Annotated in this window: 22 protein-coding genes and 1 pseudogene; 8 read left to right on the top strand and 15 right to left on the bottom strand. The window is 69.8% G+C overall.

Going from position 1 to position 22,783, the window contains the following annotated elements; all coding sequences use genetic code 11:
• Window positions 1-81: 81 nt before the first annotated feature.
• Together nphA and AC2IPW_RS07400 are read right to left on the bottom strand one after the other, a co-directional pair.
• Window positions 82-609, bottom strand: a complete 528-nt coding sequence (gene nphA / locus AC2IPW_RS07405; RefSeq protein WP_193788743.1) for an NADH-dependent flavin reductase — start codon at window positions 607-609, stop codon at window positions 82-84.
• A 13-nt stretch (window positions 610-622) separates the two neighbouring features.
• A complete protein-coding gene (locus AC2IPW_RS07400) occupies window positions 623-2,185 on the bottom strand; it encodes a 4-hydroxyphenylacetate 3-hydroxylase family protein (protein WP_486376591.1) in 1,563 nt (520 codons plus the stop codon).
• Window positions 2,186-2,394: 209 nt separating this feature from the next.
• Between AC2IPW_RS07400 and AC2IPW_RS07395 the strand changes: the two genes are divergently transcribed.
• Window positions 2,395-3,417 (top strand): AraC-like ligand-binding domain-containing protein, encoded by a 1,023-nt coding sequence (locus AC2IPW_RS07395; protein WP_486376590.1) that lies wholly within the window; start codon window positions 2,395-2,397, stop codon window positions 3,415-3,417.
• 48 nt (window positions 3,418-3,465) lie between these two features.
• Here the strand turns inward: AC2IPW_RS07395 and AC2IPW_RS07390 are convergent, their stop codons facing one another.
• Window positions 3,466-4,494 carry a 2Fe-2S iron-sulfur cluster-binding protein gene (locus AC2IPW_RS07390; RefSeq protein ID WP_486376589.1) on the bottom strand — a complete coding sequence of 343 codons (1,029 nt, stop codon included), beginning with the start codon at window positions 4,492-4,494 and terminating at the stop codon, window positions 3,466-3,468.
• 2 nt (window positions 4,495-4,496) lie between these two features.
• On the bottom strand, window positions 4,497-5,711 hold the full coding sequence (locus AC2IPW_RS07385) for a cytochrome P450 (RefSeq protein ID WP_486376588.1): 1,215 nt from the start codon (window positions 5,709-5,711) through the stop codon (window positions 4,497-4,499).
• A 132-nt stretch (window positions 5,712-5,843) separates the two neighbouring features.
• Here AC2IPW_RS07385 and AC2IPW_RS07380 point away from each other — a divergent pair, with 132 nt between their 5' ends.
• Entirely contained in the window at window positions 5,844-6,851 is a 1,008-nt protein-coding gene (locus tag AC2IPW_RS07380) for an AraC family transcriptional regulator (RefSeq protein WP_486376587.1), read from the top strand.
• Between the two features lie 72 nt (window positions 6,852-6,923).
• On the opposite strand, the pseudogene AC2IPW_RS07375 reads toward AC2IPW_RS07380, so the two are convergent.
• The 7 genes and pseudogenes from AC2IPW_RS07375 to AC2IPW_RS07345 all read right to left on the bottom strand — a co-directional run.
• Window positions 6,924-7,054, bottom strand: a pseudogene (locus tag AC2IPW_RS07375) (acyl-CoA dehydrogenase family protein); the annotation flags it as partial.
• A gap of 82 nt (window positions 7,055-7,136) precedes the next feature.
• A complete protein-coding gene (locus AC2IPW_RS07370) occupies window positions 7,137-7,334 on the bottom strand; it encodes a tautomerase family protein (protein ID WP_003936023.1) in 198 nt (65 codons plus the stop codon).
• Between the two features lie 2 nt (window positions 7,335-7,336).
• Window positions 7,337-8,125: a 2-keto-4-pentenoate hydratase gene (locus tag AC2IPW_RS07365; RefSeq protein WP_486376586.1), complete on the bottom strand. Its 789-nt coding sequence runs from the start codon at window positions 8,123-8,125 to the stop codon at window positions 7,337-7,339.
• Window positions 8,122-8,916 (bottom strand): 2-keto-4-pentenoate hydratase, encoded by a 795-nt coding sequence (locus tag AC2IPW_RS07360; protein WP_486376585.1) that lies wholly within the window; start codon window positions 8,914-8,916, stop codon window positions 8,122-8,124. Before AC2IPW_RS07360 ends, AC2IPW_RS07365 begins: the two co-directional genes overlap by 4 nt.
• A 45-nt stretch (window positions 8,917-8,961) precedes the next feature.
• On the bottom strand, window positions 8,962-9,789 hold the full coding sequence (locus AC2IPW_RS07355) for an IclR family transcriptional regulator (protein ID WP_054372381.1): 828 nt from the start codon (window positions 9,787-9,789) through the stop codon (window positions 8,962-8,964).
• Between the two features lie 392 nt (window positions 9,790-10,181).
• The gene (locus AC2IPW_RS07350) at window positions 10,182-11,495 is read right to left on the bottom strand and encodes an MFS transporter (protein WP_486376584.1); all 1,314 of its coding nucleotides are present in this window, start codon (window positions 11,493-11,495) and stop codon (window positions 10,182-10,184) included.
• A gap of 48 nt (window positions 11,496-11,543) precedes the next feature.
• Window positions 11,544-12,014, bottom strand: coding sequence for a VOC family protein (locus tag AC2IPW_RS07345; protein WP_486376583.1), 471 nt, complete (start codon window positions 12,012-12,014; stop codon window positions 11,544-11,546).
• A gap of 209 nt (window positions 12,015-12,223) precedes the next feature.
• Here AC2IPW_RS07345 and AC2IPW_RS07340 point away from each other — a divergent pair, with 209 nt between their 5' ends.
• Window positions 12,224-12,397, top strand: coding sequence for a hypothetical protein (locus AC2IPW_RS07340; RefSeq protein WP_161996180.1), 174 nt, complete (start codon window positions 12,224-12,226; stop codon window positions 12,395-12,397).
• Window positions 12,398-12,411: 14 nt separating this feature from the next.
• On the opposite strand, the gene xylB is transcribed toward AC2IPW_RS07340, so the two are convergent.
• Genes xylB through AC2IPW_RS07320 form a run of 4 tightly spaced genes read right to left on the bottom strand, consistent with a single transcriptional unit; the run spans window position 12,412 to window position 17,241 of the window.
• A complete protein-coding gene (gene xylB / locus AC2IPW_RS07335) occupies window positions 12,412-13,821 on the bottom strand; it encodes a xylulokinase (protein WP_486376582.1) in 1,410 nt (469 codons plus the stop codon).
• Window positions 13,818-14,744, bottom strand: coding sequence for a carbohydrate kinase family protein (locus tag AC2IPW_RS07330; RefSeq protein ID WP_416063055.1), 927 nt, complete (start codon window positions 14,742-14,744; stop codon window positions 13,818-13,820). The genes xylB and AC2IPW_RS07330 overlap by 4 nt, the downstream gene beginning before the upstream one ends.
• Complete coding sequence (locus AC2IPW_RS07325; RefSeq protein ID WP_486376581.1) at window positions 14,741-16,213, bottom strand: mannitol dehydrogenase family protein; 1,473 nt, start codon at window positions 16,211-16,213, stop codon at window positions 14,741-14,743. Before AC2IPW_RS07325 ends, AC2IPW_RS07330 begins: the two co-directional genes overlap by 4 nt.
• An 11-nt stretch (window positions 16,214-16,224) precedes the next feature.
• A complete protein-coding gene (locus tag AC2IPW_RS07320; protein WP_486376979.1) occupies window positions 16,225-17,241 on the bottom strand; it encodes an NAD(P)-dependent alcohol dehydrogenase in 1,017 nt (338 codons plus the stop codon).
• Between the two features lie 141 nt (window positions 17,242-17,382).
• Here AC2IPW_RS07320 and AC2IPW_RS07315 point away from each other — a divergent pair, with 141 nt between their 5' ends.
• The 5 genes from AC2IPW_RS07315 to AC2IPW_RS07295 are packed head-to-tail and all read left to right on the top strand — an operon-like array spanning window position 17,383 to window position 22,725.
• Window positions 17,383-18,378, top strand: a complete 996-nt coding sequence (locus tag AC2IPW_RS07315; RefSeq protein WP_203011524.1) for a sugar-binding transcriptional regulator — start codon at window positions 17,383-17,385, stop codon at window positions 18,376-18,378.
• Window positions 18,379-18,413: 35 nt separating this feature from the next.
• The gene (locus AC2IPW_RS07310; protein ID WP_450121785.1) at window positions 18,414-19,769 is read left to right on the top strand and encodes an ABC transporter substrate-binding protein; all 1,356 of its coding nucleotides are present in this window, start codon (window positions 18,414-18,416) and stop codon (window positions 19,767-19,769) included.
• Window positions 19,766-20,731 (top strand): carbohydrate ABC transporter permease, encoded by a 966-nt coding sequence (locus AC2IPW_RS07305; RefSeq protein WP_003936011.1) that lies wholly within the window; start codon window positions 19,766-19,768, stop codon window positions 20,729-20,731. The genes AC2IPW_RS07310 and AC2IPW_RS07305 overlap by 4 nt, the downstream gene beginning before the upstream one ends.
• Window positions 20,731-21,612, top strand: a complete 882-nt coding sequence (locus tag AC2IPW_RS07300; protein ID WP_003936010.1) for a carbohydrate ABC transporter permease — start codon at window positions 20,731-20,733, stop codon at window positions 21,610-21,612. Before AC2IPW_RS07305 ends, AC2IPW_RS07300 begins: the two co-directional genes overlap by 1 nt.
• Window positions 21,613-21,642: 30 nt before the next feature.
• Window positions 21,643-22,725, top strand: coding sequence for an ABC transporter ATP-binding protein (locus AC2IPW_RS07295; protein ID WP_450121787.1), 1,083 nt, complete (start codon window positions 21,643-21,645; stop codon window positions 22,723-22,725).
• Window positions 22,726-22,783: the final 58 nt, after the last annotated feature.

Raw genomic sequence — 22,783 nt, 5'->3', positions numbered from 1 at the left:
CGACAGGGCGCTGATCGATGCCGCCGCACAGGCGGGCGGGGTGGCCGCGACATCCGCCGCGGCCACCCTGTCCTGCTCCGCTCAGAAGCCCCAGGGGTCGTCCCTGCCCTGCAGTTCGAGTGACCGGAAGGTGCCGGTGTAGAACACCAGCGGGTGCCCGTCGTCGTACCAGAGCCGTTCCACCCGGCCCACGTGCAGGGTGTGATCCCCCGCGGGATGGGAGTCGACCACGGTGCACGCCAGGTGCACCAGTGCGCCCTCCAGCAGGGGCACGCCCTTGCGCCACACGAACCGGACGAGATCCGGCTGGTGCGCCGCCCCGGCGAAGTGCAGGGACAACGGTTCCTGGTCCCCGGCGAGGATCGAGACGCCGTACCGCCCGGTCTCCCGGATCCGCTCGTTCATTCTGGCGCGGTTGGCGATCGACACGAGCACGAGCGGCGGATCGAGCGACACCGAGGTGAAGGCGTTGGCGGTCATCCCGTGCACCGAAGCCTCGTCCTCGCACTCGGCGGTGGTGACGATGGTGACGCCACTCGCGAACCGCCCCAGCGCTTTCCGCATGTGCAGTGGAGTGACCTCGAGATCGGCCACGGCAGTGCTCCTCATCGTCTCGCTCCGTTCAGCTACGGACGATCTTCAGATCGTCGTTCCCGATCAGGTCCGGGCGCGTCCAGCCGTCGATGTCGTATTCGGACATGCACTGCTCGGCGAAGCCCTTGAGCTGGTTGTCCAGGCCCTGAGCCTGGTAGGCGAACAGCGTTTGGAACCGCACGGCCTCGTGGTCGCCACCGTAGTTGCGCTCGTACAGCTCGTGCCGGCCGCCGAACTCGGTGCCGACGGCATCCCAGAGCAGTTTGAGCAGCTTGACGCGGTCGATGGCCGCGATGCCGTTCGACCCGCGTACGTACTGGTCGAGGTACGGCCGGATGTCGGGGTTGCCCCAGTCGCTCGCATGGGAATTCAGGTAGATCAGACCGCTGCCGAGAGTTTGCTGGATGATCTCCTTGATCCGCGGATAGCCCACACCCATGAAGGTGCGGTAGGCCAGTCCGTAGTTCAGGTTCGGCTGCACGGCCCCGCCGACCCACGGATCGGGCGTCTTCGCCATCGCGTCGGACAGTCCCCAGAACATGTCGCGCCAGTTGAGGATCTCGCCGATCTGCATCTGCACCCCGCGGAATCCGGCCGAGCCCGTCATTTCCACCGCCTTCATCACGCAACCGGCGATGAAGTCGAGTTTCACGGCGAGACGGGCGCAGCCGTGGAACATGAAGCGCGACATGAACCCGGATTTCATGACGAACCCGTTGGTCGTCTCGGCGTCGTAGGCGAAGACGTTCTCCCACGGAACCAGGACCCGGTCGAACACCATGATCGCGTCGTTCTCGTCGAATCGGCTCGACAGCGGGTAGTCGAACGGCGTACCCATGACGGCGGCGTTCATCTCGTAGGACGTACGGCAGAACAACTTCAGCCCCGGTGAATCCATCGGGACGGTGAAGATCAGGCCGAACTCTTTCTTGCGGAGCGGCAGGCCGTAGTGCGCGATGAAGTTGGCATTCGTGATCGCCGAACCGGTCGCCACCACCTTCGCGCCCGACACGATCAGGCCCGCGTCGGTTTCCTCGACCACGTGCACGCAGATGTCGGCGGTCTCGTCGGCGGGCTTGTCGCGGTCGATCGGCGGGTTGACGATCGCATGGTTGAGGTAGAGCACCCGCTCCTGGGACTTCTTGTACCAGTCGAGGGCGTTCTGCTTGTACTCGCCGTAGAAGTCGGCGTTGGCTCCGAGGGTGCCGAGGAACGACGCCTTGTAGTCGGGCGAGCGTCCCAGCCAGCCGTACACCTCGCGCTGCCACGTGGCGATCGCGTCGCGGGCGAGGAGCAGGTCGTCGGCGCTGCGTGCCGTCTTGAAGAACGGATGGGTGAAGCCACCGTTGCCGGTGTCGGTCGGCACCGTGAGGATGCCCTTGGCCTCCGGCTTGTGCATCGCGTCGTACATCCGTGCCACCGACCGGACCGAATTACGGAAGGCCGGGTGCGTGGTGACGTCGTCGACCCGCTCACCACGGAAGTACACCTCGCGACCGTCGCGGAGCGACTCGATGTACTCGTCGCCTGTCATAGGCCGGACGGTGTTGGGCGCTCCGACTGCGGCGCCGATGATCGCTGAGGTCGTCATGGTGTTCACTCCTGGTCTCGGGCGGTGGAGAGTCGTATCGGAGACCGGCGGGATCGACCGGCACCGTGCTGCGACGCGGTCGACACCGATTGCGTTGCCCGGATTGGGGATCCGCTCTCGGATGTCGCTTTCGGCGCGATGTCGGTATATCGTTCCGGACGCCAAGTCCCTGTGATCTGGAACACTAGAAGGTGGAGGTGTGCTGGAACATGGCTGAGCGCGAACAATCGGGTGACTCTGCGCGCAACGGAGCGGCGCCCGCCCTCGTCTCACTGCGCACGCGGGAACTCGACACGCGCGAGGGCCGCACGCAGTGGGCGAGCACCCTCGAGCGGCTCTACGGCGAGATGGACGTGGCGTGGCCCGATCCGCGGCAGCACTTCGACGCCGAATGGGGTGGACGGCCTTTCGGGGACCTGCACATCAGCACGATCCGCGCCGACGCCCACACCGTGGTGCGGTCACCCGAGATGATCGCCTCCGACACCTGGACGGGCTACCTCGTGTGCATCGTGACCGAGGGTCACGTCGAGGTGCAGCAGTCCGGTCGAGCCACCGTTCTCGAGCGCGGGGGATTCGCGCTGCTGGACTGCTCCGCACCGTTCGTCTTCCACTCCCCCGCTCCGTTCCGGCAGATCGTGGTGCGGTCCCCCGCCGAGCTGCTCACCTCACGTCTACCCGGCAGGATCGTCGAACACGGCACCGCCCGGTCGATGGGCGGCGACACCGGGGCCGGCGAACTGGTCGGCCGATTCTTCGTCGACCTCTCGACCACGACGGCTCCGATCTCGCCGGGGGCCGCGGTGTCGTTCGCCTCGTCGGCCGTCGACATGCTGGCCACCGCCCTCGCGGAGGGTCCGCTCGCGACCAGCGCCGCGCAACTGCATCGCACCGAGGATCTCACCCGCGTCCAGCGGGTGATCGAACAGAAGCTGCACGATCCCGAGCTCACGCTGTCGGACGTCGCAGCCGACGCCGGGATGTCGTTGCGCAACGTGCAGAAACTGTTCAGCGCGGCCGGGACCACCCCGCGGGCGTGGCTGTACCAGGCGCGCCTCGAACGCGCACGGAAGCACCTGCTGACGACCGAGATGTCCGTCGCGGAGGTCAGCGAATGCGCGGGCTTCCGGGACGTCTCGCACTTCAGTAGGACGTTCCGCGCCGCATTCGGCTCCAGCCCCGGTCAGTACCGGAAGGGAAACACCGACCGCCCACCGGGCCACCGGCACTGACCGGCGAACGGCCGGGTGCCCGGGACGAACCCGAACACCCGGCCGCGGTCACGCCGGCGACATCGCCGGCGGCGCGGCGCCGACGGTGAACTCTTCCTTGAATATCGAGCGGGGCGCCATGCGTCGGCGTTTGAGCGCCTTGACCGCCGCGGTGACCATGGCGGGTGGTCCGCACAGGTACGCGCTGCGCCCCCGGCAACTGGCGAAGTCGTCGAGCACGACGTCGGTGACCATACCGGTGGCGCCGTCCCACTGCTCTTCGCTGAGCACGGGGTGGTAGCGGAATCGGGAATCGGCGGCCTCGAGTGCCCGGAAGAAGTCGACGTCGTACAGGTCCTCCTGTCCCCGCCCACCGTGGTACAGGTCGATGCTCGGGACGAGATCCTCGGAGAGGGCATGGCGGACAATGGACTTCAGCGGGGCGAGCCCCGTCCCACCGCCGATCAGGATGGCCGGTTCTCCCTGCGGGCGAACGAGCGCGAACTGCCCCAGTGGCCCGCGCAGCTCGATCCGGTCTCCCGGTCGAAGCGAGCCGAATATCCACCCCTCCGTCGCGAGTCCGCCGTCGACCTTCCTGACGTGGAACTCGAGCCGGCGCGACTCGAAGGGCGGATTGGCCATCGAATACTGACGCACCACACCGGACCCCGGCACGATCAGCTCGGCGTACTGGCCGGCGGAGAACTCCATCGGCTCGTCCAGCTCCACGACGAGCCGGCGGGTGCGCCGGGCGATGTCGGCCAGTTCGAGCACGGTGCCGGTGTGGTCGCGTAACGGATGCCTCGGGCCGACCGGCGCGGCCTCGTTCAACGGCGCGACGGTCAGATCGGTGCGCGGGCTCGCCTGGCAGGCCAGCGCGAGCCCGCTCGCACGTTCCGCCTCGGAAAGGACCGCGTCGTCCACCCGCCCGTGGTCGACCTCCCCACACAGCACGCGGATCTTGCAGGTGCCGCACGTGCCCTGCGAGCAGGCATGCGGGAGCCACCGGTTCTCCCGCAGCGCGGATTCGAGGACGGAACGGTTCGCTGCGGCACGAAAGGGCTGTTCGCCGTCCGAGACGGTCACCGAATGTTCCATCGTCACACCTCCCACCGCACACGCAATCCCTGCGGGCCGCGGAAGGTCCAGCCCCAGAAGTCCGGCGCGTGGTCGGGATCGGGCTCGATGTTCGGGATCGCCTCGAACAGCTCCTCGAGTGCGATGCGGACGATCGCGGTGCCGAGGTAGGTTCCGGCACAGGCATGGTTGCCGGAGCCGAACGCGAGGTGCGGCACGACCGGGCGATCCACGTCGTAGGCTTCCGGGTTCTCCCATGCGGTCTCGTCCCGGTTCGCCGAACCGTAGGCAAGTATCACGGGTGTGCCGGCGGGCAGGTCGACGCCGCCGATCGTGACGTCGTGGTTCGCGACCTTCACCGCGGCGCTCCAGATCGGCGCCACCCACCGCGCGCCCTCGTTGATCGCGCGCGGCACGAGGGCCGGATCGTCGACGACCCGTTCGAGCTGGTCGGGGTGCTGCAGCAATCCTGCCAGGGTGGTCGTCATGACGTGTCCCGGCTCCTGGAGAGCGCCGAGTAGGAACACGTAGATGTTCGGGTAGATCTCGGCGCGATCGCGCACTTGCCCCTCGGGCATCCCGTCGTGCAGCCAGTGGGAGATGAGGGTGTGGTCGGGGTGGCTGGTCCAGTGGTCGAGCATGGGGTCGACTGTCGCGACGATCTCCTCCTTGACGCGGTCGCCGGCCTCGAAAGGTGCCGGATCAGCGAAGTTCCCGTGCTCGTCGACCGCGGCGTTGCCGTAGGACAGCGCGAGCGTCTGGAACCAGCGCACGAGCGTCTCGGACGGGACGTCGGTCAGGCCCATGAGGTCGCCGACGGCGCGGACGCTGACCGGCGCGAAGTATGCCTCCTGGATGTCGACGGCTCCGAGGTCTTCGATGCCCTCGAGGATCCGCCGAGCCTGCGGCCGGACCAGGGCCTCGACGTAGGTGTCGACGGCGGTGGGGCGCAGCTGCGGATCGATCCACTCCCGGATCCTGCGGTGCTGCTCGCCGTTGGAGTCGAGGACCGTTCCCTTGCCGAACGTCCGTCCGCCAGAGGGGGCGATCACGGTGGACCACGCCTGCGGGTCCTGCGTGATCTGCAGGCACAGCTCGCGGGTCGCCACGACATGCATGCCGACGGCCGGCACGTACGCGACCGGGGCTTCACGGCGGAGGCGTTCGTAGATCGGATTCGGGTCGCGATCGAGTTCCTCCATGGTGATCTCGTCGATCCAGGTATGGGTGGTGGTCATGATGTCGTTCTCCTGTCGTCGGCTCGCGCGGCGGACACGGTCGGGGGTCGCGCAGACGGTGCGTGTCGCGGTATCGTCCGCCCGCCGAGTTCCTGTGATCTGGAACACTAGGAGGCGGAGGTGAGCAGGAACATGACCGACAGTGCACCGAAGGATGACTCGCCGCGCACCGCGGAGCCCGGCCGACCGGTGGCGCTGAGCGTTCGTGAACTCGAATCCGCCGAAGGCCGTGCGCGGTGGGCGGATACGCTGGACCGGACCTACTGTGAGATGGACGTCGACTGGTCCCGGTCGAGCGACCGGTTTGCCGCCGATCTGATCGCTCGCCCGATCGGCGAGCTGATCGTGAGCGTGGTGCGCGCCGATCCGCACACGGTGATGCGGACCCCCGCAATGATCGATTCGGACCCCAACGACGACTTCCTGCTGTGCTTGATCACGCAGGGCTCCGCCATCCTGACCCAGGGGCCGCGGACGGCAATTCTCGAGAACGGCGCCTTCGGGATCGTCGACTCGTCGACACCGTTCGTCGTAGACGGCACAACCGAATTCGAGCAGATCGTACTGCGGGCGCCGCGCCGGCAACTCACGTCCCGACTGCCGCTCGACGTGGTGGAGAGCGTGACGGGCCACGGTATTTCGGGACAGTCCGGCATCGGACGGCTGGTGTCGCGCTTTCTGGTCGACGTGGCCGCCACCGAGACCCCGTTGTCCGGCGGCACCTCGGATTCGGTGGCCGCCGCGGCGCTGGATCTGCTCGTCACCGCGATCAGCGACCGGGCGACTCCGCTGAGTGCCACGATGCGGACACACGCGGACGACCTGCGCAAGGTCCAGGCCAGCATGATCCGGTACCTGCACGATCCCGATCACACGCTCGCCGAGATCGGAACGGAACTGGGAATGTCGCTGCGCTACATCCACAAACTGTTCAGCGCGGCGGGAACGACGCCCCGCACGTGGCTGTACGAGGTGCGGCTCGGCCGTGCCCGAACGATGCTGCTGGAAACCGATCTCACCGTCACTGCGATCAGTGTCCACGTCGGGTTCCGGGACGTGTCGCATTTCAGCCGCGCGTTTCGTCGCCGGTTCGGCTCCAGCCCTGCGCATTTCCGGCTGGACCCCGTCGTGCGCGGGTAGTCGTCACCGGCGACAGCCGGCCGCCCGCGCCCGCACGAGCGCCGACCGGTCCCCGCAGAACTGCCGAACCTGTCCGGTGTGGTCGCGGCCGAAGATCTGCCGTGCGCGCACCCACTTCTGGATCTCGATGGCACCCTTGGAATCTCGCTGATCCTGCTGCGCCGGGAGATCGTCTCGACCGGGCCTTCGGTGTCGTCGGCTCTGTATCGCGTCTCCACCCGGCCCGGTCGAGCCCACGACTCCGTTGCCGGGCGGCGCTGCCGCAGTCCGGGATACCCGGACCGCTCAGGTCCTCGTCTCGCGCTCGGCGATCGTCACATCCCCCGCAGCGAAGTGTGTCTTCGGCGTCTCCCGCAGCACCACCCGGATGTTGGGTAGCGGCGCGTCCAGGGCCCGGTGCGCCGCCTGGGTCAGTTCGTGGATCAGCTTCCGGAGCTCGTCCGGGCTGCGCCCCTCCGCGATCGTCACGTCGATGAACGGCATCGTCAGCCTCCCGCCACGGTGACGGTGCCGAGGGTGGTGAAGTGCGCGGCGATGCGCGCCCCCGGCTGCACCGGCACGGCGTCGGTCATGCCGCCGGTGAGCACCACCCACCCTGCCTCGATGGCGAGTCCTCGCTCGGCCAGGGTGTTCGCGGCGAAGGCCAGCGCCTCCGCGGGATGCCCGTGCACCGCGGCGCCGGTCGCCGAATCGACCACCTCGCCGTCGACTTCGAGCAGGCATGCCTCGAGCGCGAGATCCAGGTCCTCGGGCCGGCGGGTGATCGGGCCGGTGACGTACCGTCCGGAGGAGTTGTTGTCCGCGACGGCATCCATCATCGAGAACTGGTAGCCGGAGAACCGGCTGTCGATGATCTCGATCGCACCGACCACGTGCTCCACCGCGGCCAGTGCGGTCGCGGCCGAGACGCCGGGTCCCTCGAGCCTGCGGCCCATGACGAACGCGATCTCCGGCTCCGCGCGGGCATGGATCATCTTCCCGTGCGGGACCGGCTCCCCGATAGGCAGGATCATCCGGTCCGTGAGCCACGCGGTGGACGGCGAGTCCACGCCCACCTGCCGCTGTTTCGCCTTCGACGTGACCCCGAGCTTCACGCCGGTGAGCCGCTCGCCGCGGGCGAGCCGCATGCGCAACGCGATGTCCTGCGCGGCGTACGCGGTCCCCAGGTCCAGTCCGTCCCATTCCGCGAGGATCGACGTCTGCGGGGTCGCGGTGTCCTCCGCACGCAGCAGCACGTCGGCGACGCGGGCCGCGCTCCACAACTGGTCGCTCATTTCTCGTCCTTTCCGCCGAGCACGGCGGTGACGCTGCCGAGCCCGCTGATGTTCGCCACGATGCAGTCGCCTGCAGTCACCGGAAATGCCCTGGTCATCGAGCCGGGAAGGACGACATGACCGGGTTCGAGGGTGACGCCGAGCGGGCCGACCGTGTTGGCCAGCCACACCAGCGCGTTGAGCGGGGACCCGAGCACGGCTCCGCCTGCTCCCGTCGCCGTGAGTTCACCGCCGATGTGCAACGTGCATCCGATCAGCCTCAGGTCGACCTCGGAGAGGGAGACCGGCCGGCTGCCCAGGATCACGCCGCCGGAGGAGGCATTGTCCGCGATGGTGTCGAAGATGCCGATCTTCCAGTTCCGGATCCGCGAGTCGACGATCTCGAGTGCGGGCAGCACGAAGTCCACGGCCCGCGCGGCCTCGGCGGCGGTGACGCCCGGACCGGCCAGCGGCCGGCCGAGCACGAACGCCACCTCGGGCTCGATCCGCGGCTGCAGGAAGCGGCCGGCGGGGATCGGCTGGTGCTCGAGGTGGAACATGCTCGCGGTCAGATGCCCGAAATCGGGTTGATCGACGCCCATCTGCCGCTGGATCGCGCGGGAGGCCAGGCCCACCTTGTGGCCCTTGACGACATCACCGGCCAGCGTCCACTGCTCGACCTGCAGCTGTTGGATCCGGTAGGCGAGTTCGATCGACGCGTCGGGATGGTCCGGGGTGAGCGGATCGATCGGTTCCCCCGTGCGATACACCTCGAGCAGTCGGTCTGCGGCCTTGTGGGCGGCGGTGTCCATGGCTCCTCTTTTTCGCTTGTCTCGTTCGTGCGGTCGGATTCGTGGTCAGGAGGCGCGTGGGCTCGCCGCCGTCAAGCCGGCGGCCCCCGGGTCGTCCCGCAGGAGCACGGGACTGCAGTCGCGGGCTTCGGCGATCGCCCGGGTGATCTCGTGCGCGGCACCGACCACGGCCCGCTCGAGCTGCGGGCGCCGCTGGACGAAGCGCGTCGCGGGCACGCTCACGCTCACGGCCGCCACGACGGAGCCCAGGTCGTCGCGCACCGGGGCGGCGACGCAGTGCACCTCCGAGACCGTCTCCCCGAGGTCCACGGCGAAGCCGGCCGAGCGCACACCGGCCAGGGCGTCCAGCAGAGCCTGGGGGTTCGTGGTGGTCGACGGTGTCAGCCGCCGCAACGGGCGCAGGGCCAGATACCGGCGCACCTCGAGCTCCTCGAGTTGCGCGAGCAGCACCTTGCCCACCGCCGTGGAATGCGCATCCAGGCGCGTACCGATCCGCGCACCCTGCACGGTGATGTTGTGATTTCCGAGGATCTTGTCCACGTAGAGGACGTTCCATCGATCCATGACCGCGAGATGAGTTGTCTCGCCGCACTTCTCCACCAGGCGCTCGAGGACCGGGGCAGCGCAGGACCGGACGTCGACGGTGCCGCGCAGCGTCTCTCCCAGCTCCACGACGCGCCAACCGAGCCGGTAGCGTCCGCGCGCGCGGCACTGGAGCAGCCCCGTGTCGACCAGGCTCGACAGCAGGGCGTGCGCGCTCGACCGGGGAACGTCGATCGCCGCCGCGACCTCGGAGACTCCCCACTCGGGGTGCTGCACCGTGAACAGGTCCAGCACCGGTCCGATCCTCTGCACCGTCTGCAGTGACGCCACGTCCAGGTCCGTCCTTTCGGGTCACGGCGGTGACGTCGAGTGCGCCCCATCGCCGCCGGATGCTTGTGACCTGGAACACTAGGTTCCCGGCTCGCGACGGAACATGGCTGGGAATGCACAGAAGGATGACTCCACGCGCACCGAGTGCGGACATCCGGTCACGCTGCCTCGGAATTCGGCGCGAGAGGTGTCACTCGGCGGTTACGCGCCCAACGACATCCGCAGGTGCGACACGACGTGCGCGCGGGTCGGGTCGTCGACCTGACCAGCGCGCCGGACGACGCTGACGACCCGCACGGCGCCGGGCGCAGCGCCTCGTCACCGGTACGGCGCTCGGGGCCTTCGCCGTGGCGACGGCCTGCAGCCAGATGCCGCCCGCACGGGCGTAGGGCTCAGGCCTCGAGCACGTGCCCCTTGCGCTCCGGAAGCGTGAAGGCGGCGACGGCGGCGAGCACGAACGCCGCCGCGAACACCCCGAACACGAGAGCATTGCCACCGCCGGTGAGCAGCCAGGGCACGAGCAGGGGCGCCAGGATCGAGGCGATGCGCCCGAACGCGGCCGCCGCACCGGTCCCGGCGGCCCGCACCGACGTCGGATACAGTTCCGGTCCGATCGCGTACAGCGCGCCCCATGCGCCGAGGTTGAAGAACGACAACGCCATTCCGGCGGCGACGATCTCGGTGGGCGTGTCGGCCAGCCCGAACAGGCCCGCGGCCGCGGCCGAGCCGGCGAGGAAGCTCGCCAGAGTTGCACGGCGCCCCCACACCTCGATCAGCCATGCCGCGACGGCGTATCCCGGCAACTGTGCGAGCGTGATGATCAGGGTGTACTGGAAGGACTTCACCAGATCGAAGCCCTGGTTCACCAGCAGGCTCGGCAGCCAGATGAAGGCACCGTAGTACGAGAGGTTGATGCAGAACCACACCGTCCACAGGGCGGCGGTGCGCCGCCGCAGCCGCGGCGACCAGATCGACTCGGCGCTCGTCTCCGTGAGCACCGGACGCGACGTCTCTTCCACGTCCGTGGGCGCCGCGACGCCGGCGGACATCTCGAAGGACCGCACGGCCTTCTCCGCCTCGGCGTAGCGGCCCCGGCGCTCGAGGTATCGCACGGATTCGGGTAGGCCGAACCGGACGACTACCGCGTACAGGGTGGGGACGATTCCCACGGCCAGCGCCCAGCGCCAGCCGTCGTCGCCGAGGGGGATCACGAAGTAGCCGATGAGGGCAGCGAGGATCCATCCGGCCGCCCAGAACGCCTCGAGCGCGACGACCATGCGGCCGCGCTGCCGGCGCGGTGCGTACTCACTGACGAGGGTCGACGCCACCGGAAGCTCGGCGCCGAGACCCAGGCCGACGACGAACCGCAGCACGATCAGCACCGCGACGGAGCCGGCAAGCGCCGCGGCCCCGGTGGCCAGGCCGTACACCAGCAGCGTCACCGCGAACACCTGGCGCCGGCCGATCCGGTCGGCGAGCAACCCGCCGACCGCCGCCCCGACCGCCATTCCGACGAAGCCGATCGACCCGATCCACGACAGCTGAGTCGTGCTCAGACTCCACTGCACGGCCAGGGCGGCCATCACGAAGGAGATGAGCCCGACATCCATGGCGTCGAGTGCCCAGCCCACGCCGGAGCCGAGCAGCAGCTTGCCGTGTCTGCGGGTCAGCGGCAGCTCGTCGAGCCGCTCGGTGCGCGTGGTCATCGCCCGAAAGCTATCACCGCCGCCACGGTGCCCGCTGGGCTCGCCGGTTCAGCCGCGGGCGGCGTCCTCGAGCGGCGCTACCTCGATCTTGCGCATCTGCAGCATCGCCTCGGTGACGCGCCGCCCGGCCTCGGGGTCGGTGTCGGAGAGCAGCTCGAAGAGCCGCCGCGGCACCACCTGCCAGGACAGCCCGAAGCGGTCCTTCAGCCAGCCGCACTGACTCTCCTCCCCACCCTCGGTGAGGGCGTTCCAGTAGTGGTCGACCTCGTCCTGGTCGGCGCAGTCGATCTGGAACGACACCGCCTCGGTGAACGAGAACTCCGGGCCGCCGTTGAGCGCGACGTAGCGCTGGCCGTCGAGCTCGAAGTCGACGGTCATGACGGTGCCGGCCGGCTTGGGCCCGGTGTCCTGGTAGTAGGTGGTGCCGAGGATCCGGGAGCGCGGAAACACGCTGGTGTAGAACTTGGCCGCGTCCTCGGCCTCGGTGTCGAACCACAGGAACGGGGTGATCTTCTGCATCGTCTTCTCCTTGCTCGGGTGGATGACGGCACTGCCGTCGGTGTCACTACCGTCGGTGTCACTACCGTCGGCGTCGCTGACGTCGGTGTCGCTGACGTCGGTGTCACAGATATCGACCCGAGACGGAACCGGAACTCATCGCGGTCGCGAACCGGCGCACACACGGGCGATCATGAACTGGTTTCGATACCCGTCGGAAGGAGACGCTCGTGCGGACGTCGGCTCGCATCACCACGGCAGTTCTCGGCGCCACAGTCCTGTCGGCGCTCGCGCCCGGCACGGCCCTCGCCGACACCACGGACGAGGGCTCGAGCGTGATCGGGTCCGCCGAGATCTTCTCCTGGCTGATCGACTTCCTGGCCAGTGCCTTCGGCCTGTCCTGAACCGGCCCCCCGCGTCAGCGACAGCGGATCGTGCCCTCGGTCAGGTCACGGACCTCCCCGTACCGGGCACGCACGGCCGGGACCGGGTCCGCCTCGTAGCGCCGCACGGCGCCACCTTCCCAGCGCGGTGGTTCGGTGCCGCCGGCCAGCACCCAGGCCGCCTGCCGGGCCGCGCCGACGGCGACGTACTCCCCCGGCTCGGGCACCTCGACCGGAATCCCGAGAACGCCCGGTGCGAGTTCGCGCAGCGCCCGGGAACGGGCACCGCCGCCGACGAGGAGCACCCGCCGCACCGGCACGCCCTGCACGGTGATGTGATCGAGACCGTCCGCGAGCGAGCACAGCAGTCCCTCGACGGCCGCGCGTGCCAGGTGTTCCGGCGTCGAATTCGTCAGACGCAGACCGTGGATCGCGCCCGTGGCGTCGGGCCGGTTGGGGGTGCGCTCGCCCTCGAGGTACGGCACCATCACCAGTCCGCCGGCGCCGGGCGGGGCCGACAACGCGAGCCGTGACAGTTCGTCGTGGTCGACCCCGAGCAGCGCGGCTGTGGCGTCGAGGACCCGCGCCGCGTTGAGGGTGCACACGAGCGGCAGGTGCCGGCCGGTGGCGTCGGCGAAACCGGCGACGAGCCCGGCCGGATCGCGGCTCGGGGTGGCCGAGACGGCCGAGACCACGCCCGACGTGCCGACGGAGACGATCACGTCGCCCTCGCGCGCACCGAGGGCCAGAGCCGCGGCGGCGTTGTCCCCGGCACCGGGTCCGAGTGCGGCGCCGGCGGCCGTCTCCCCGACCCGTTCGGCCGGTCCGGCCACCCGGGGCAGCACGGGCCGGCGGCCGCGCAGCGCGAGTTCGAGCAGGTCGGTGCGGTAGCAACCGTCGGCGGCGCTGTAGTAGCCGGTGCCGCTGGCGTCGCTGCGGTCGGTGACGAGCGCGCCGACGTCGGAGGCTCCCGCGAGCTGCCACGTGAGCCAGTCGTGCGGCAGGCACAGTGCCGCGGCGCGATCGGCGTGGCCCGGTTCGTGGTCGGCGAGCCAGCGCGCCTTGGCGACGGTGATCGCGGCGAGCGGCACCACCCCCACGGCGTCGGCCCACGCCTGCCCGCCGCCGAGGTCGGCGACGAGGTCGGCGGCGGCCGCGGCCGAGCGGGTGTCGTTCCACAGCAGCGCGGGGCGCACCACCGTCCCGGTCTCGTCGAGGGTCACCAGCCCGTGCTGCTGACCGCCGACCGACACCGCGGCGACGTCGTCGAGCCCGCCGGCGGCGGCGACGGCACGGCCGAGGGCATCCGCCCAGGCACGCGGGTCCACCTCGGTGCCGTCGGGATGCGGGGCGCGGCCCTCCCGCACGACGTGACCGGTGCGCGCGTCGCAGACGAGGACCTTGCAGGACTGGGTGGACGAATCGATCCCGGCGACGAGCGTCACCACTGCTCCTTCGAGTCGGAGTCCCGCTCCCCGCGGGTCGGCAGGTCCGCACCCGGGCGCGCGACGGTGAGTGCCGCGGTGCGCGCGGCGACGTCCAGGGCCGCGCGCACCGCGTCCGGTCCGATTCCGCGCAGGCCCTCGCGATCGCCGAGCAGGTCCTGCGTCCACAGGGCGTCGAGCAGACCGGCCATGAATGCGTCGCCGGCACCGACGGTGTCGACGACCTCGACCGGGTGCGCGGCGACGTCGACGGCACCGGACCGCGCGACCGCGACGGCACCGCCCGCGCCGAGGGTCACCGCGACGAGCGCCGGCCCGAGGGTGAGCCACTCCTGCGCGACGTCGCGGGGGTCGCGGCCGGGGGCGAACCAGCGCAGGTCCTCGTCGCTGGCCTTGACGACGTCGGCGCCCGCGACGAAGCGGGTGATGCGGTCGCGGACGTGGGGGTCGTCGCCGACGAGGGCGGGCCGGACGTTGGGGTCGTAGCTGATCGTCGCGGTGGGCACGTGCCGGTCGAGCAGCGCGGCGACGGCCTCGCAGCCGGGTTCGAGCAGGGCCGCGATCGACCCGGTGTGTACGTGTCCGGCACCGGGTTCCGGGCGCGGATCCGGCAGTTGCCATTCGAGGTCGAACTCGTAGGTGGCGGCGCCGTTCTCGTCCAGGGTGGCGGTCGCCGTGGGGGTGCGCGGCGCGGTGCTGCTGCCGGCGGCGAGCCGCACCGAGGAATCGGCGAGGTGGCGGACGATACGGCGGCCACGGTCGTCGTCGCCGATGTGGGTGACGAATTCGACGTCGCGGCCCAGGCGGCCGAGGCCGACGGCGACGTTGAGCGGGCTGCCGCCGACGTGTTCGACGGGTCCGGCCGTGCCGCGCCGGACGATGTCGATCAGGGCCTCGCCGACGACGAGGACGTGCCCGTTCACGATCCGACCTTGCTGCGGAGGGCTTCGAGCGTGGCGCGGGCACCGTCGCGGTGCAGGGAGTCGAGCGCCCATCGGTAGGCGTCCACGAACCGCGACTCGTCGACGAGATCGCCGAAGACGGAGCGGTTTTCGAGGAATGCGGTCGGGTTCTCGCGTTGGCTGCGGGCGAGGGGGCCGAGGGTGCCGGCGAGTCGGTCGACGACCTCGATGGGTTCGCCGGCCTCGTCGGTGCCCTCGGCGTAGCGGGCCCAGCTGGCCACGACGGCGGCGGCCAGGCGCACCGATCCGCCCGTGGCGAGGTTCTCCCGCGCCACGGGCAGCAGCCATTTCGGGATGCGGTCGGAGGATTCGGCGCACAGCCGGGCGACGGTGTCGCGGATCTCGGGGTTGGCGAAGCGCTCGATCAAGGTGCGCTTGTACTGCGCGAGATCGATGCCGGGCACCGGCCGCAAGGTGGGGGTGGCCTCGGCGTCCATGTACTCGAGCAGGAACTCCGCGAACAACGGGTCCTGCGCGGCCTCGTGCACGTAGCGGTAGCCGCACAGGTGCGCGAAGTACGCGAGCGCCTGGTGACTCGCGTTGAGCAGGCGCAGTTTCATCAGTTCGTACGGGGCGACGTCGTCGACGAGTTGCACCCCCGCCTCGTCGAATGCCGGCCGGCCGCAGGAGAAGTCGTCCTCGAGCACCCAGGAGGTGAACGGCTCGGCGACGACGGGCCAGCGATCGCGGACGCCGAAGCGGGCGTCGAGTTCGGGGGCGATGTCGCCGGTCGTGACCGGGGTGATGCGGTCGACCATCGAGTTGGGGAACCGGGTGTGCTCGCGCATCCAGTCGGCGAGACCGGGGTCGACGAGCGCGGCGAAGGTCGTGAAGGCCCGCCGCGCGACGGTGCCGTTGCCCTCGATGTTGTCGCAGGACATGATCGTCGGCGACGGCAGCCCGCGTTCGCGTCGGCGCCCGAGGGCGGCGGTGACGAGCCCGAAGACGGTGGCGGGGGCGTCGGGGTGCTCGACGTCGCGGCGGACGGCGGGGTCGTCGACGTCGAACTCGCCGGTGTCGTGGCGGATGTTGTAGCCGCCCTCGGTGACGGTGAGCGAGACGATGCGGGTGGTGGGCGCTGCGATCAGCTCGATCACCGCCTCGGGATCCTCGGGTGCGTAACGGTAGTCGACGATCGAGCCGATCACCCGCGGTTCCCACTTGCCGTCGGCGTGGCGCAGGATCAGGGTGTAGAGGCCGTCCTGGGCCGCGAGGGCGTGGCGCATGCGGCGGTCGCCGGGCATGACGCCGACACCGCAGATGCCCCAGTTGCGGGCGCCGCGTTCGAGCAGCCGGTCGACGTACATCGCCTGATGGGCACGATGGAAACCACCGACCCCGAAATGCACGATGCCGACACCGATGTCGCGCCGCGAGTACGTCGGGCCGGGGACGGGCAGGGCGGTCAGGGTGTTCTCCCCCAGGTCCACTTCGGGGCTCCTTACGTGTCGTCGCCGGGGTGTACCCGCACGACGGTCTTGATGTTGCCGGGTGTCCGGTCGGATTCGAGTGCTTCGGCTGCCCGCTCGAGCGGAAAGCGGGCGGTGACCATCGCGTCGAGGTCGACGCGGCCGGCGGCGGCGAGGGCGACGGCCGTCGGCCAGGTGTGGGCGTACCGGAAGACGCCGGTGAGAACCAGCTCACGGTTCTGGATCAGCTGGACCGGCAGGTCCATCGTGTCGGCGCCGGAGCCGACGAGGACGACGGTGCCGGCGGGCCGCACTGCCCGCATCGCGCCGGCGACCGCGGCGGGGGCGCCGGAGGCGTCGATGTAGGCGTCGACGTGCAGGTCGGTGACGTCGTCGGTACGAGGGTCGAGGGCGTCGGTCGCCCCGAACTTCCGGGCCAGCGCGCGGCGGTCCGCGTCGAGATCGGTGACGACGATGTCGGTGGCGCCGAAGGCGCGGGCGACCTGCGCGGTGACGATGCCGATGGGGCCGGCGCCGGTAATCAGTACCCGGGATCCGGCGGTGACGCCCGCCTTGCGGACGGCGGCGATGCCCACGGACAGCGGCTCGCAGAGGGCGGCCGCGTCGTCGGAGACGGCGTCGGGGACGGGATGGGCGAATTCCGCCCCGATGGTGACGTAGTCGCAGAAGGCGCCGTCGACGGGCGGGGTGGCGTAGAACCGCATGTGCGGGCAGAGGTTGTAGCGCCCGTGCCGGGTTTCGTCGGTGTTCGGGTCGGGTCGCTGCGGCTCGATCGACACGCGCTGCCCGATCCGGTCCGCGGGGACGCCGGCGCCGACCGCGGCGATCGTGCCGGAGGCCTCGTGGCCGAGGACGAGCGGCGCCTCGACGACGAATTCACCGATGCGGCCCTCGCGGTAGTAGTGCGTGTCCGATCCGCACACGCCGACCGAGGTGACCCGGACGAGCACGTCGCCGGGTGCGGGTTCGGGGACCGGCCGCTCGCGCATCTCGATCCGTCCGGGTTCGACCAGGACGGCGGCGCGCATGCGATCCGGGATCGACGGGGGTGTTGTGTGGGTCACACTGCCGATGCTAGCGTACTGAGCAGATGAACGCACCCATGAGCATTTGCTCACGCTCTACGAACCACCGGCTCCCCACCCGAGTCCTCCCACCCAGGAGATGACGTGACCGTCCCGAACCCGCCCGCGGCCACCGCGGCACCGGAGGATCTGCGCCTGGCGCTGCGCGCGGCGACGCTGTACTACCTCGACGGCCTCACCCAGGCCGAGGTCGCGACGCGCCTGGGCGTCTCCCGGCCGACCGCGGGACGGCTCGTCGCCCGGGCCCGGGCCCAGGGCCTGGTGCGCATCGAGGTGAACGTGCCGGCCAACCTGCGCGACGACCTGCACGCCGACGAGGAACGCGCCCTCGAGGAGCGTTTCGGTCTGCTCGAGGCCGTCGTCGTCGGCGACGGGGTGGACACGGCCGGCCCGCTCGACGAGGCCGCCAGCTTCGCGGGGGTCGGACGGGCCGCCGCAGCCCTGATCAGCCGGCGGATCCGCGCGACCGACACCCTCGGGTTCACCTGGGGACCGGAGACCGTGGCCGTCGCGCAGGCGCTGCCGCCGGGCGGGGCCACGTGCGCGACGATCGTCCAGCTCGACGGCTCCGTCACCACGTCCGACTACCAGACCGGCGCCGAGTACGTGCTCGGGCGTTGCGCGGAGCAGTTGCAGGCCAGGATGGTCCGGCTCCCGGTCCCCCTGTACGCCGACCCCGCGACGGTCGCGTCCCTGCGTGCCGACTCCATGATCTCCCGCGCCCTCGACGTCGGCCGCCACGCCGACATGATGATGTTCGGCGTGGGCGCGGTGTCCACGTCGACCACCCTGTTCGAGGGCAGTTATCTCGACACCGCCATGCTCGACACCCTCACCGACCTCGGCGCGGTCGGAGAGATCGCGGGACGGTTCTTCCACGCCGACGGCACGGCCGTGGGCGGGGATCTCGACCGTCGCGCCGTGTCGGTCTCGCTCGACGACATCCGCGCCTGCCCGGGTGCGGTCCTCGTCACCGGCGGGGCCGCCAAACACCAGGCCGCACTGGGGGCGCTGCGCGGCGGCCTGGCCACCATGCTCGCATGCGACATCGAGTGCGCACGTTGGCTACTCGACCGATGACACCACCGGAGAGACCGGAGAAGAGGCGACGATCGGTGAACAGATCCAGAAGAACCACCCGCATCCTTGCGGCCGGGGCCGGGGCGCTCAGCCTCACCCTCAGCGGCTGCGCCGGCGCCGGCTCGATCGGCGCCTCCGACCAGACCGTCACCATCGCGATGGTGTCGAACTCGCAGATGCAGGACGCCCAGCAACTCGCCGCACAGTTCGAGGCCGAGAACCCGGATATCGACCTGCGGTTCGTCACCCTCTCGGAGAACCAGGCCCGCGCGAAGATCACGGCCTCCACCGCCATGGGCGGCGGCGAATTCGACGTGGTGATGATCAGCAACTACGAGACGCCACAGTGGGCGGCGAACGGGTGGCTGACCGACCTCTCCGAGTACGCCCGCCGGACGGAGGGCTACGACGAGGACGACTTCATTCCCACCCTGCGCGAATCGCTGTCCTACGAGGGCGACATGTACTCGGTGCCGTTCTACGGCGAGTCGTCCTTCCTGATGTACCGCAAGGACCTCTTCGAGCAGGCCGGGATCGTCCTGTCCCCGACCCCCACCTGGGACGAGGTCGCGGCCGCGGCCGCACGGCTCGACACCCCCGACACCGCCGGGATCTGCCTGCGCGGCAAGCCCGGCTGGGGTGAGGTGCTCGCCCCGCTGAACACCGTGATCAACACCTTCGGCGGCCGGTGGTACGACGAGAACTGGAACGCGCAGCTCACCAGCCCCGAGGTCGTGGAGGCGGTGCAGTTCTACGTCGACCTGGTCCGCGAGCACGGTCAGCCCGGAGCCGCCACAAGCGGTTTCAGCGAATGCGCGACGCAACTCGCGCAGGGCCGGGTCGCGATGTGGTACGACTCCACCTCGGCGGTCTCCACCCTCGAGGACCCGGCGTCGAGCAACGTCGTCGGAAAGATCGGCTACGCCCCGGCACCGATCCGGGTCAAGGACGACGCGGGCTGGCTCTACAGCTGGTCGCTCGGCATCCCCGTCGGCAGCGACAATGCGGACTCCGCGTGGCGGTTCGTCGCGTGGATGACCAGCAAGGAGTACCTGCGCACCGTCGGTGAGACCCTCGGCTGGGAGCGGGTACCGCCCGGCAGCCGGCTGTCGACCTACGAGATCCCCGAATACCGTGAGGCCGCAGCTGCATACGGTCCGCTCACCCTCGAGTCCATCGAGAGCGCGACGCCGGAGGCCCCGACGGTCGAACCGGTGCCCTACACCGGTGTCCAGTTCCTGGCCATCCCCGAGTTCCAGGACCTCGGAACCCGGGTGAGCCAGCAGATCAGCGCCGCGATCGCGGGCCAGAAGACCGTCACCGAGGCACTGGAACAGGCGCAGGAATACGCCGACGTGGTCGGCGCCACCTACCGAGAGGATCAGCGATGACAACCCTGGCGGTCGGCGCCTCCACCGCCGACGACGCGGAGCGCATCCGCCGGGTGCGCGACGCCAAGAGCGACGCGGTCTCCCGCGCAGAGGGCTGGCGCCGACGCGGACCCCTGCTGCCGGCCCTGATCTTCATGATCGTGGTCACCCAGATCCCGTTCGTGTTCACGCTCTACTACTCGACGCAGTCGTGGAACCTGGTGCGGCCGGGCTCGCGCAGCTTCGTGGGCCTGCAGAACTACGCGGACGTCTTCCGCGACAGTCAGTTCCGCGAAGTGGCGGTCAACACGGTGATCCTCATCGTCGGCACGGTGCTGATCTCCGTCGTGCTGGGCCTGCTGCTCGCGCTGCTGCTCGACCGGGTCTTCCTCGGCCGCGGCATCGTCCGCACCCTGCTCATCACCCCGTTTCTCGTCACCCCCGTCGCCGGCGCACTGATCTGGAAGACCGCGATGTTCGATCCGGTGTTCGGCATCGTCAACTTCGTGCTCTCCCCGTTCGGCGTGGGGCAGATCGACTGGGTCAGCCGCTACCCACTCGCCGCGGTGATGGCGAACCTGGTGTGGCAGTGGACCCCGTTCATGATGCTGCTCATCCTGGCCGGGCTGCAGTCGATGCCGCGGGACATCCTCGAGGCCGGGCGGGTCGACGGGGCCGGCGCCTTCGCCCTGTTCCGCGAGCTGACGCTGCCACACCTGCGGCGGTTCATCGAACTCGGCGCCGTGCTCGGCGCGATCCACCTGGTCAACACGTTCGACGCCATCTACATGATGACCCAGGGCGGACCGGGCACCGCGAGCTCCAACCTGCCCTTCTACATCTATCAGCGTGCGTTCCTCGGCTTCGACATCGGCCAGGCCGCCGCCATGGGCGTGGTGGTCGTCGTCGCCACCATCGTCGTGGCCACCGTCGCACTGCGGCTGATCTTCACATCGTTCACCGGCAAGGAGGAGGCCGCCTGATGAGCACCACCGCCCCCACCGCACAGCAGGCTCCCACACCGGAGACCGTCCCGGCCCGAGCCCGGAAACGCAAACACCGCAAGGCCAATCCGTGGGGTGTCGTCGCCTGGATCGCCGCCCTGGGATTCTTCTTCCCGGTGTTCTGGATGGTGCTCACCGCCTTCAAACAGGAGGCCGACGCCTACTCGGATCCCCCGAAGTTCTTCTTCACGCCCACCCTCGACCAGTTCCGCGCGGTGTTCGACACCGGCGTCGGTGTCAGCCTGCTCAACTCGGCCTTCGCCACCGGCGTGTCGACGATCCTCGTCCTGCTGCTCGGCGTGCCCGCCGCGTTCGCCCTGTCGCTGCGGCCGGTACGCAAGACCAAGGACGCGCTGTTCTTCTTCATCAGCACGAAGATGCTGCCGATCGTCGCCGCGATCATCCCGCTGTACGTGATCGTCGCGAACATCGGTCTGCTCGACAATATTTGGGCCTTGATCATCCTCTACACCGCGATGAACCTGCCGATCGCGGTGTGGATGATGCGCTCGTTCTTCCTCGAGGTGCCGGGCGAGCTGCTCGAGGCCGCGAGCATGGACGGCGCGAACCTGTGGACCTCGGTGCGGGAGGTGATCCTGCCGCTCGTCTCCCCCGGCATCGCCGCCACCGCCCTGATCTGCGTCATCTTCTCCTGGAACGAGTTCTTCTTCGCCGTCAACCTCACGGCGGTGCAGGCGCAGACCATTCCCGTGTTCCTCGTCGGCTTCATCACCGGCGAAGGCCTGTACTGGGCCCGCCTGTCCGCGGCCGCCACGATGGCGGCGCTGCCTGTCGTCCTCGCCGGCTGGCTCGCCCAGAACAAGCTCGTGCGCGGCCTGTCGTTCGGCGCGATCAAGTAACTCCCCCACACACTTTCCGAAGGAACCGTCATGGCCGAGATCACCTACCGCAACGCGTCGTGCATCTACGAGAACTCCGACACCCTCGCCGTCGACTCCCTGAACCTGGACATCCAGGACGGAGAATTCGTCGTCCTGGTCGGGCCGTCCGGCTCCGGCAAGAGCACCGCCCTGCGGATGCTCGCCGGTCTCGAGGACATCGACGAAGGCTCGATCAGCATCGGCGGTCGCGACATGGTCGGCGTGCCGTCGAAGGATCGTGACATCGCGATGGTCTTCCAGAACTACGCCCTCTACCCGAACAAGACCGTCGCCGAGAACATGGGCTTCGCGCTGAAGATGCGCGGCGTCGGCGCCGACGAGCGGCGCCGCAAGGTCGAACAGGCGGCGAAGCTGCTCGACCTCACCGACTACCTGGACCGCAAACCCGCCAAGCTCTCCGGCGGCCAGCGCCAGCGCGTCGCGATGGGCCGCGCGATCGTCCGCGAACCGCAGGTGTTCTGCATGGACGAGCCGCTGTCCAACCTCGACGCCAAGCTGCGCGTGCAGACCCGCACCCAGATCGCCGCGCTGCAAAGGCGACTCGGCACCACCACCGTGTACGTCACGCACGATCAGGTCGAGGCGATGACCATGGGCGACCGGGTGGCGGTGCTGCGCGGCGGCAAGCTGCAGCAGTTCTCCTCCCCCACCGAGCTGTACGACCGGCCCGCCAACGCATTCGTCGCCGGGTTCATCGGCTCGCCCGCGATGAACCTGCTCGACGCGCGGATCGTCGACGGCGGCGTGCAGATCGGCAGCACCGTCGTCGAGGTCGAACGCGACCGCATCGCCTCGCTGCACCGCGCCGGCCTCGAGACCGTCACCGTCGGGATCCGGCCCGAACAGCTCGAGATCACCGAGGGTGACGGCGTCGAGACCATCGTCGAACTCGTCGAAGAGCTCGGCAGCGAGTCGTACGTGTACACCCGCGTCGCGCGCAGCAACACCCCCCTCGTCGCGCGCTCGCTCACCCGCACCCCCGCCCGGCTGGCGGACACGATCCGGCTGCGCAAGCGGGAGGGCACGGTGCACCTGTTCCATCCGGAGACCGGCGAACGCGTCGGCGACTGACCCGGTGAAACCGCGCCGGAACCGGCAGTGAAACCGCGCCGGAACCGGCAGTGAAACC

The organism is Rhodococcus sp. NS-SX18 (genome assembly GCF_057367935.1).
Note: the sequence above shows the minus strand (reverse complement) of the source record. Positions and strands in the feature narration are given on the sequence as shown.

Excerpts from the sequence above, each read along its gene's own strand:
- AC2IPW_RS07380 (WP_486376587.1), top strand. The coding sequence starts at position 5,844 with ATGACCGACAGTGCACCGAAGGATGACTCGCCGCGCACCGCGGAGCCC.
- AC2IPW_RS07360 (WP_486376585.1), bottom strand. The coding sequence starts at position 8,916 with ATGGACACCGCCGCCCACAAGGCCGCAGACCGACTGCTCGAGGTGTAT.
- AC2IPW_RS07390 (WP_486376589.1), bottom strand. The coding sequence starts at position 4,494 with ATGGAACATTCGGTGACCGTCTCGGACGGCGAACAGCCCTTTCGTGCC.
- AC2IPW_RS07385 (WP_486376588.1), bottom strand. The coding sequence starts at position 5,711 with ATGACCACCACCCATACCTGGATCGACGAGATCACCATGGAGGAACTC.
- AC2IPW_RS07305 (WP_003936011.1), top strand. The coding sequence starts at position 19,766 with ATGACAACCCTGGCGGTCGGCGCCTCCACCGCCGACGACGCGGAGCGC.
- AC2IPW_RS07350 (WP_486376584.1), bottom strand. The coding sequence starts at position 11,495 with ATGACCACGCGCACCGAGCGGCTCGACGAGCTGCCGCTGACCCGCAGA.
- nphA (WP_193788743.1), bottom strand. The coding sequence starts at position 609 with ATGAGGAGCACTGCCGTGGCCGATCTCGAGGTCACTCCACTGCACATG.
- AC2IPW_RS07365 (WP_486376586.1), bottom strand. The coding sequence starts at position 8,125 with ATGAGCGACCAGTTGTGGAGCGCGGCCCGCGTCGCCGACGTGCTGCTG.
- AC2IPW_RS07400 (WP_486376591.1), bottom strand. The coding sequence starts at position 2,185 with ATGACGACCTCAGCGATCATCGGCGCCGCAGTCGGAGCGCCCAACACC.
- AC2IPW_RS07295 (WP_450121787.1), top strand. The coding sequence starts at position 21,643 with ATGGCCGAGATCACCTACCGCAACGCGTCGTGCATCTACGAGAACTCC.
- AC2IPW_RS07345 (WP_486376583.1), bottom strand. The coding sequence starts at position 12,014 with ATGCAGAAGATCACCCCGTTCCTGTGGTTCGACACCGAGGCCGAGGAC.
- AC2IPW_RS07320 (WP_486376979.1), bottom strand. The coding sequence starts at position 17,241 with ATGCGCGCCGCCGTCCTGGTCGAACCCGGACGGATCGAGATGCGCGAG.
- AC2IPW_RS07300 (WP_003936010.1), top strand. The coding sequence starts at position 20,731 with ATGAGCACCACCGCCCCCACCGCACAGCAGGCTCCCACACCGGAGACC.
- AC2IPW_RS07395 (WP_486376590.1), top strand. The coding sequence starts at position 2,395 with ATGGCTGAGCGCGAACAATCGGGTGACTCTGCGCGCAACGGAGCGGCG.
- AC2IPW_RS07370 (WP_003936023.1), bottom strand. The coding sequence starts at position 7,334 with ATGCCGTTCATCGACGTGACGATCGCGGAGGGGCGCAGCCCGGACGAG.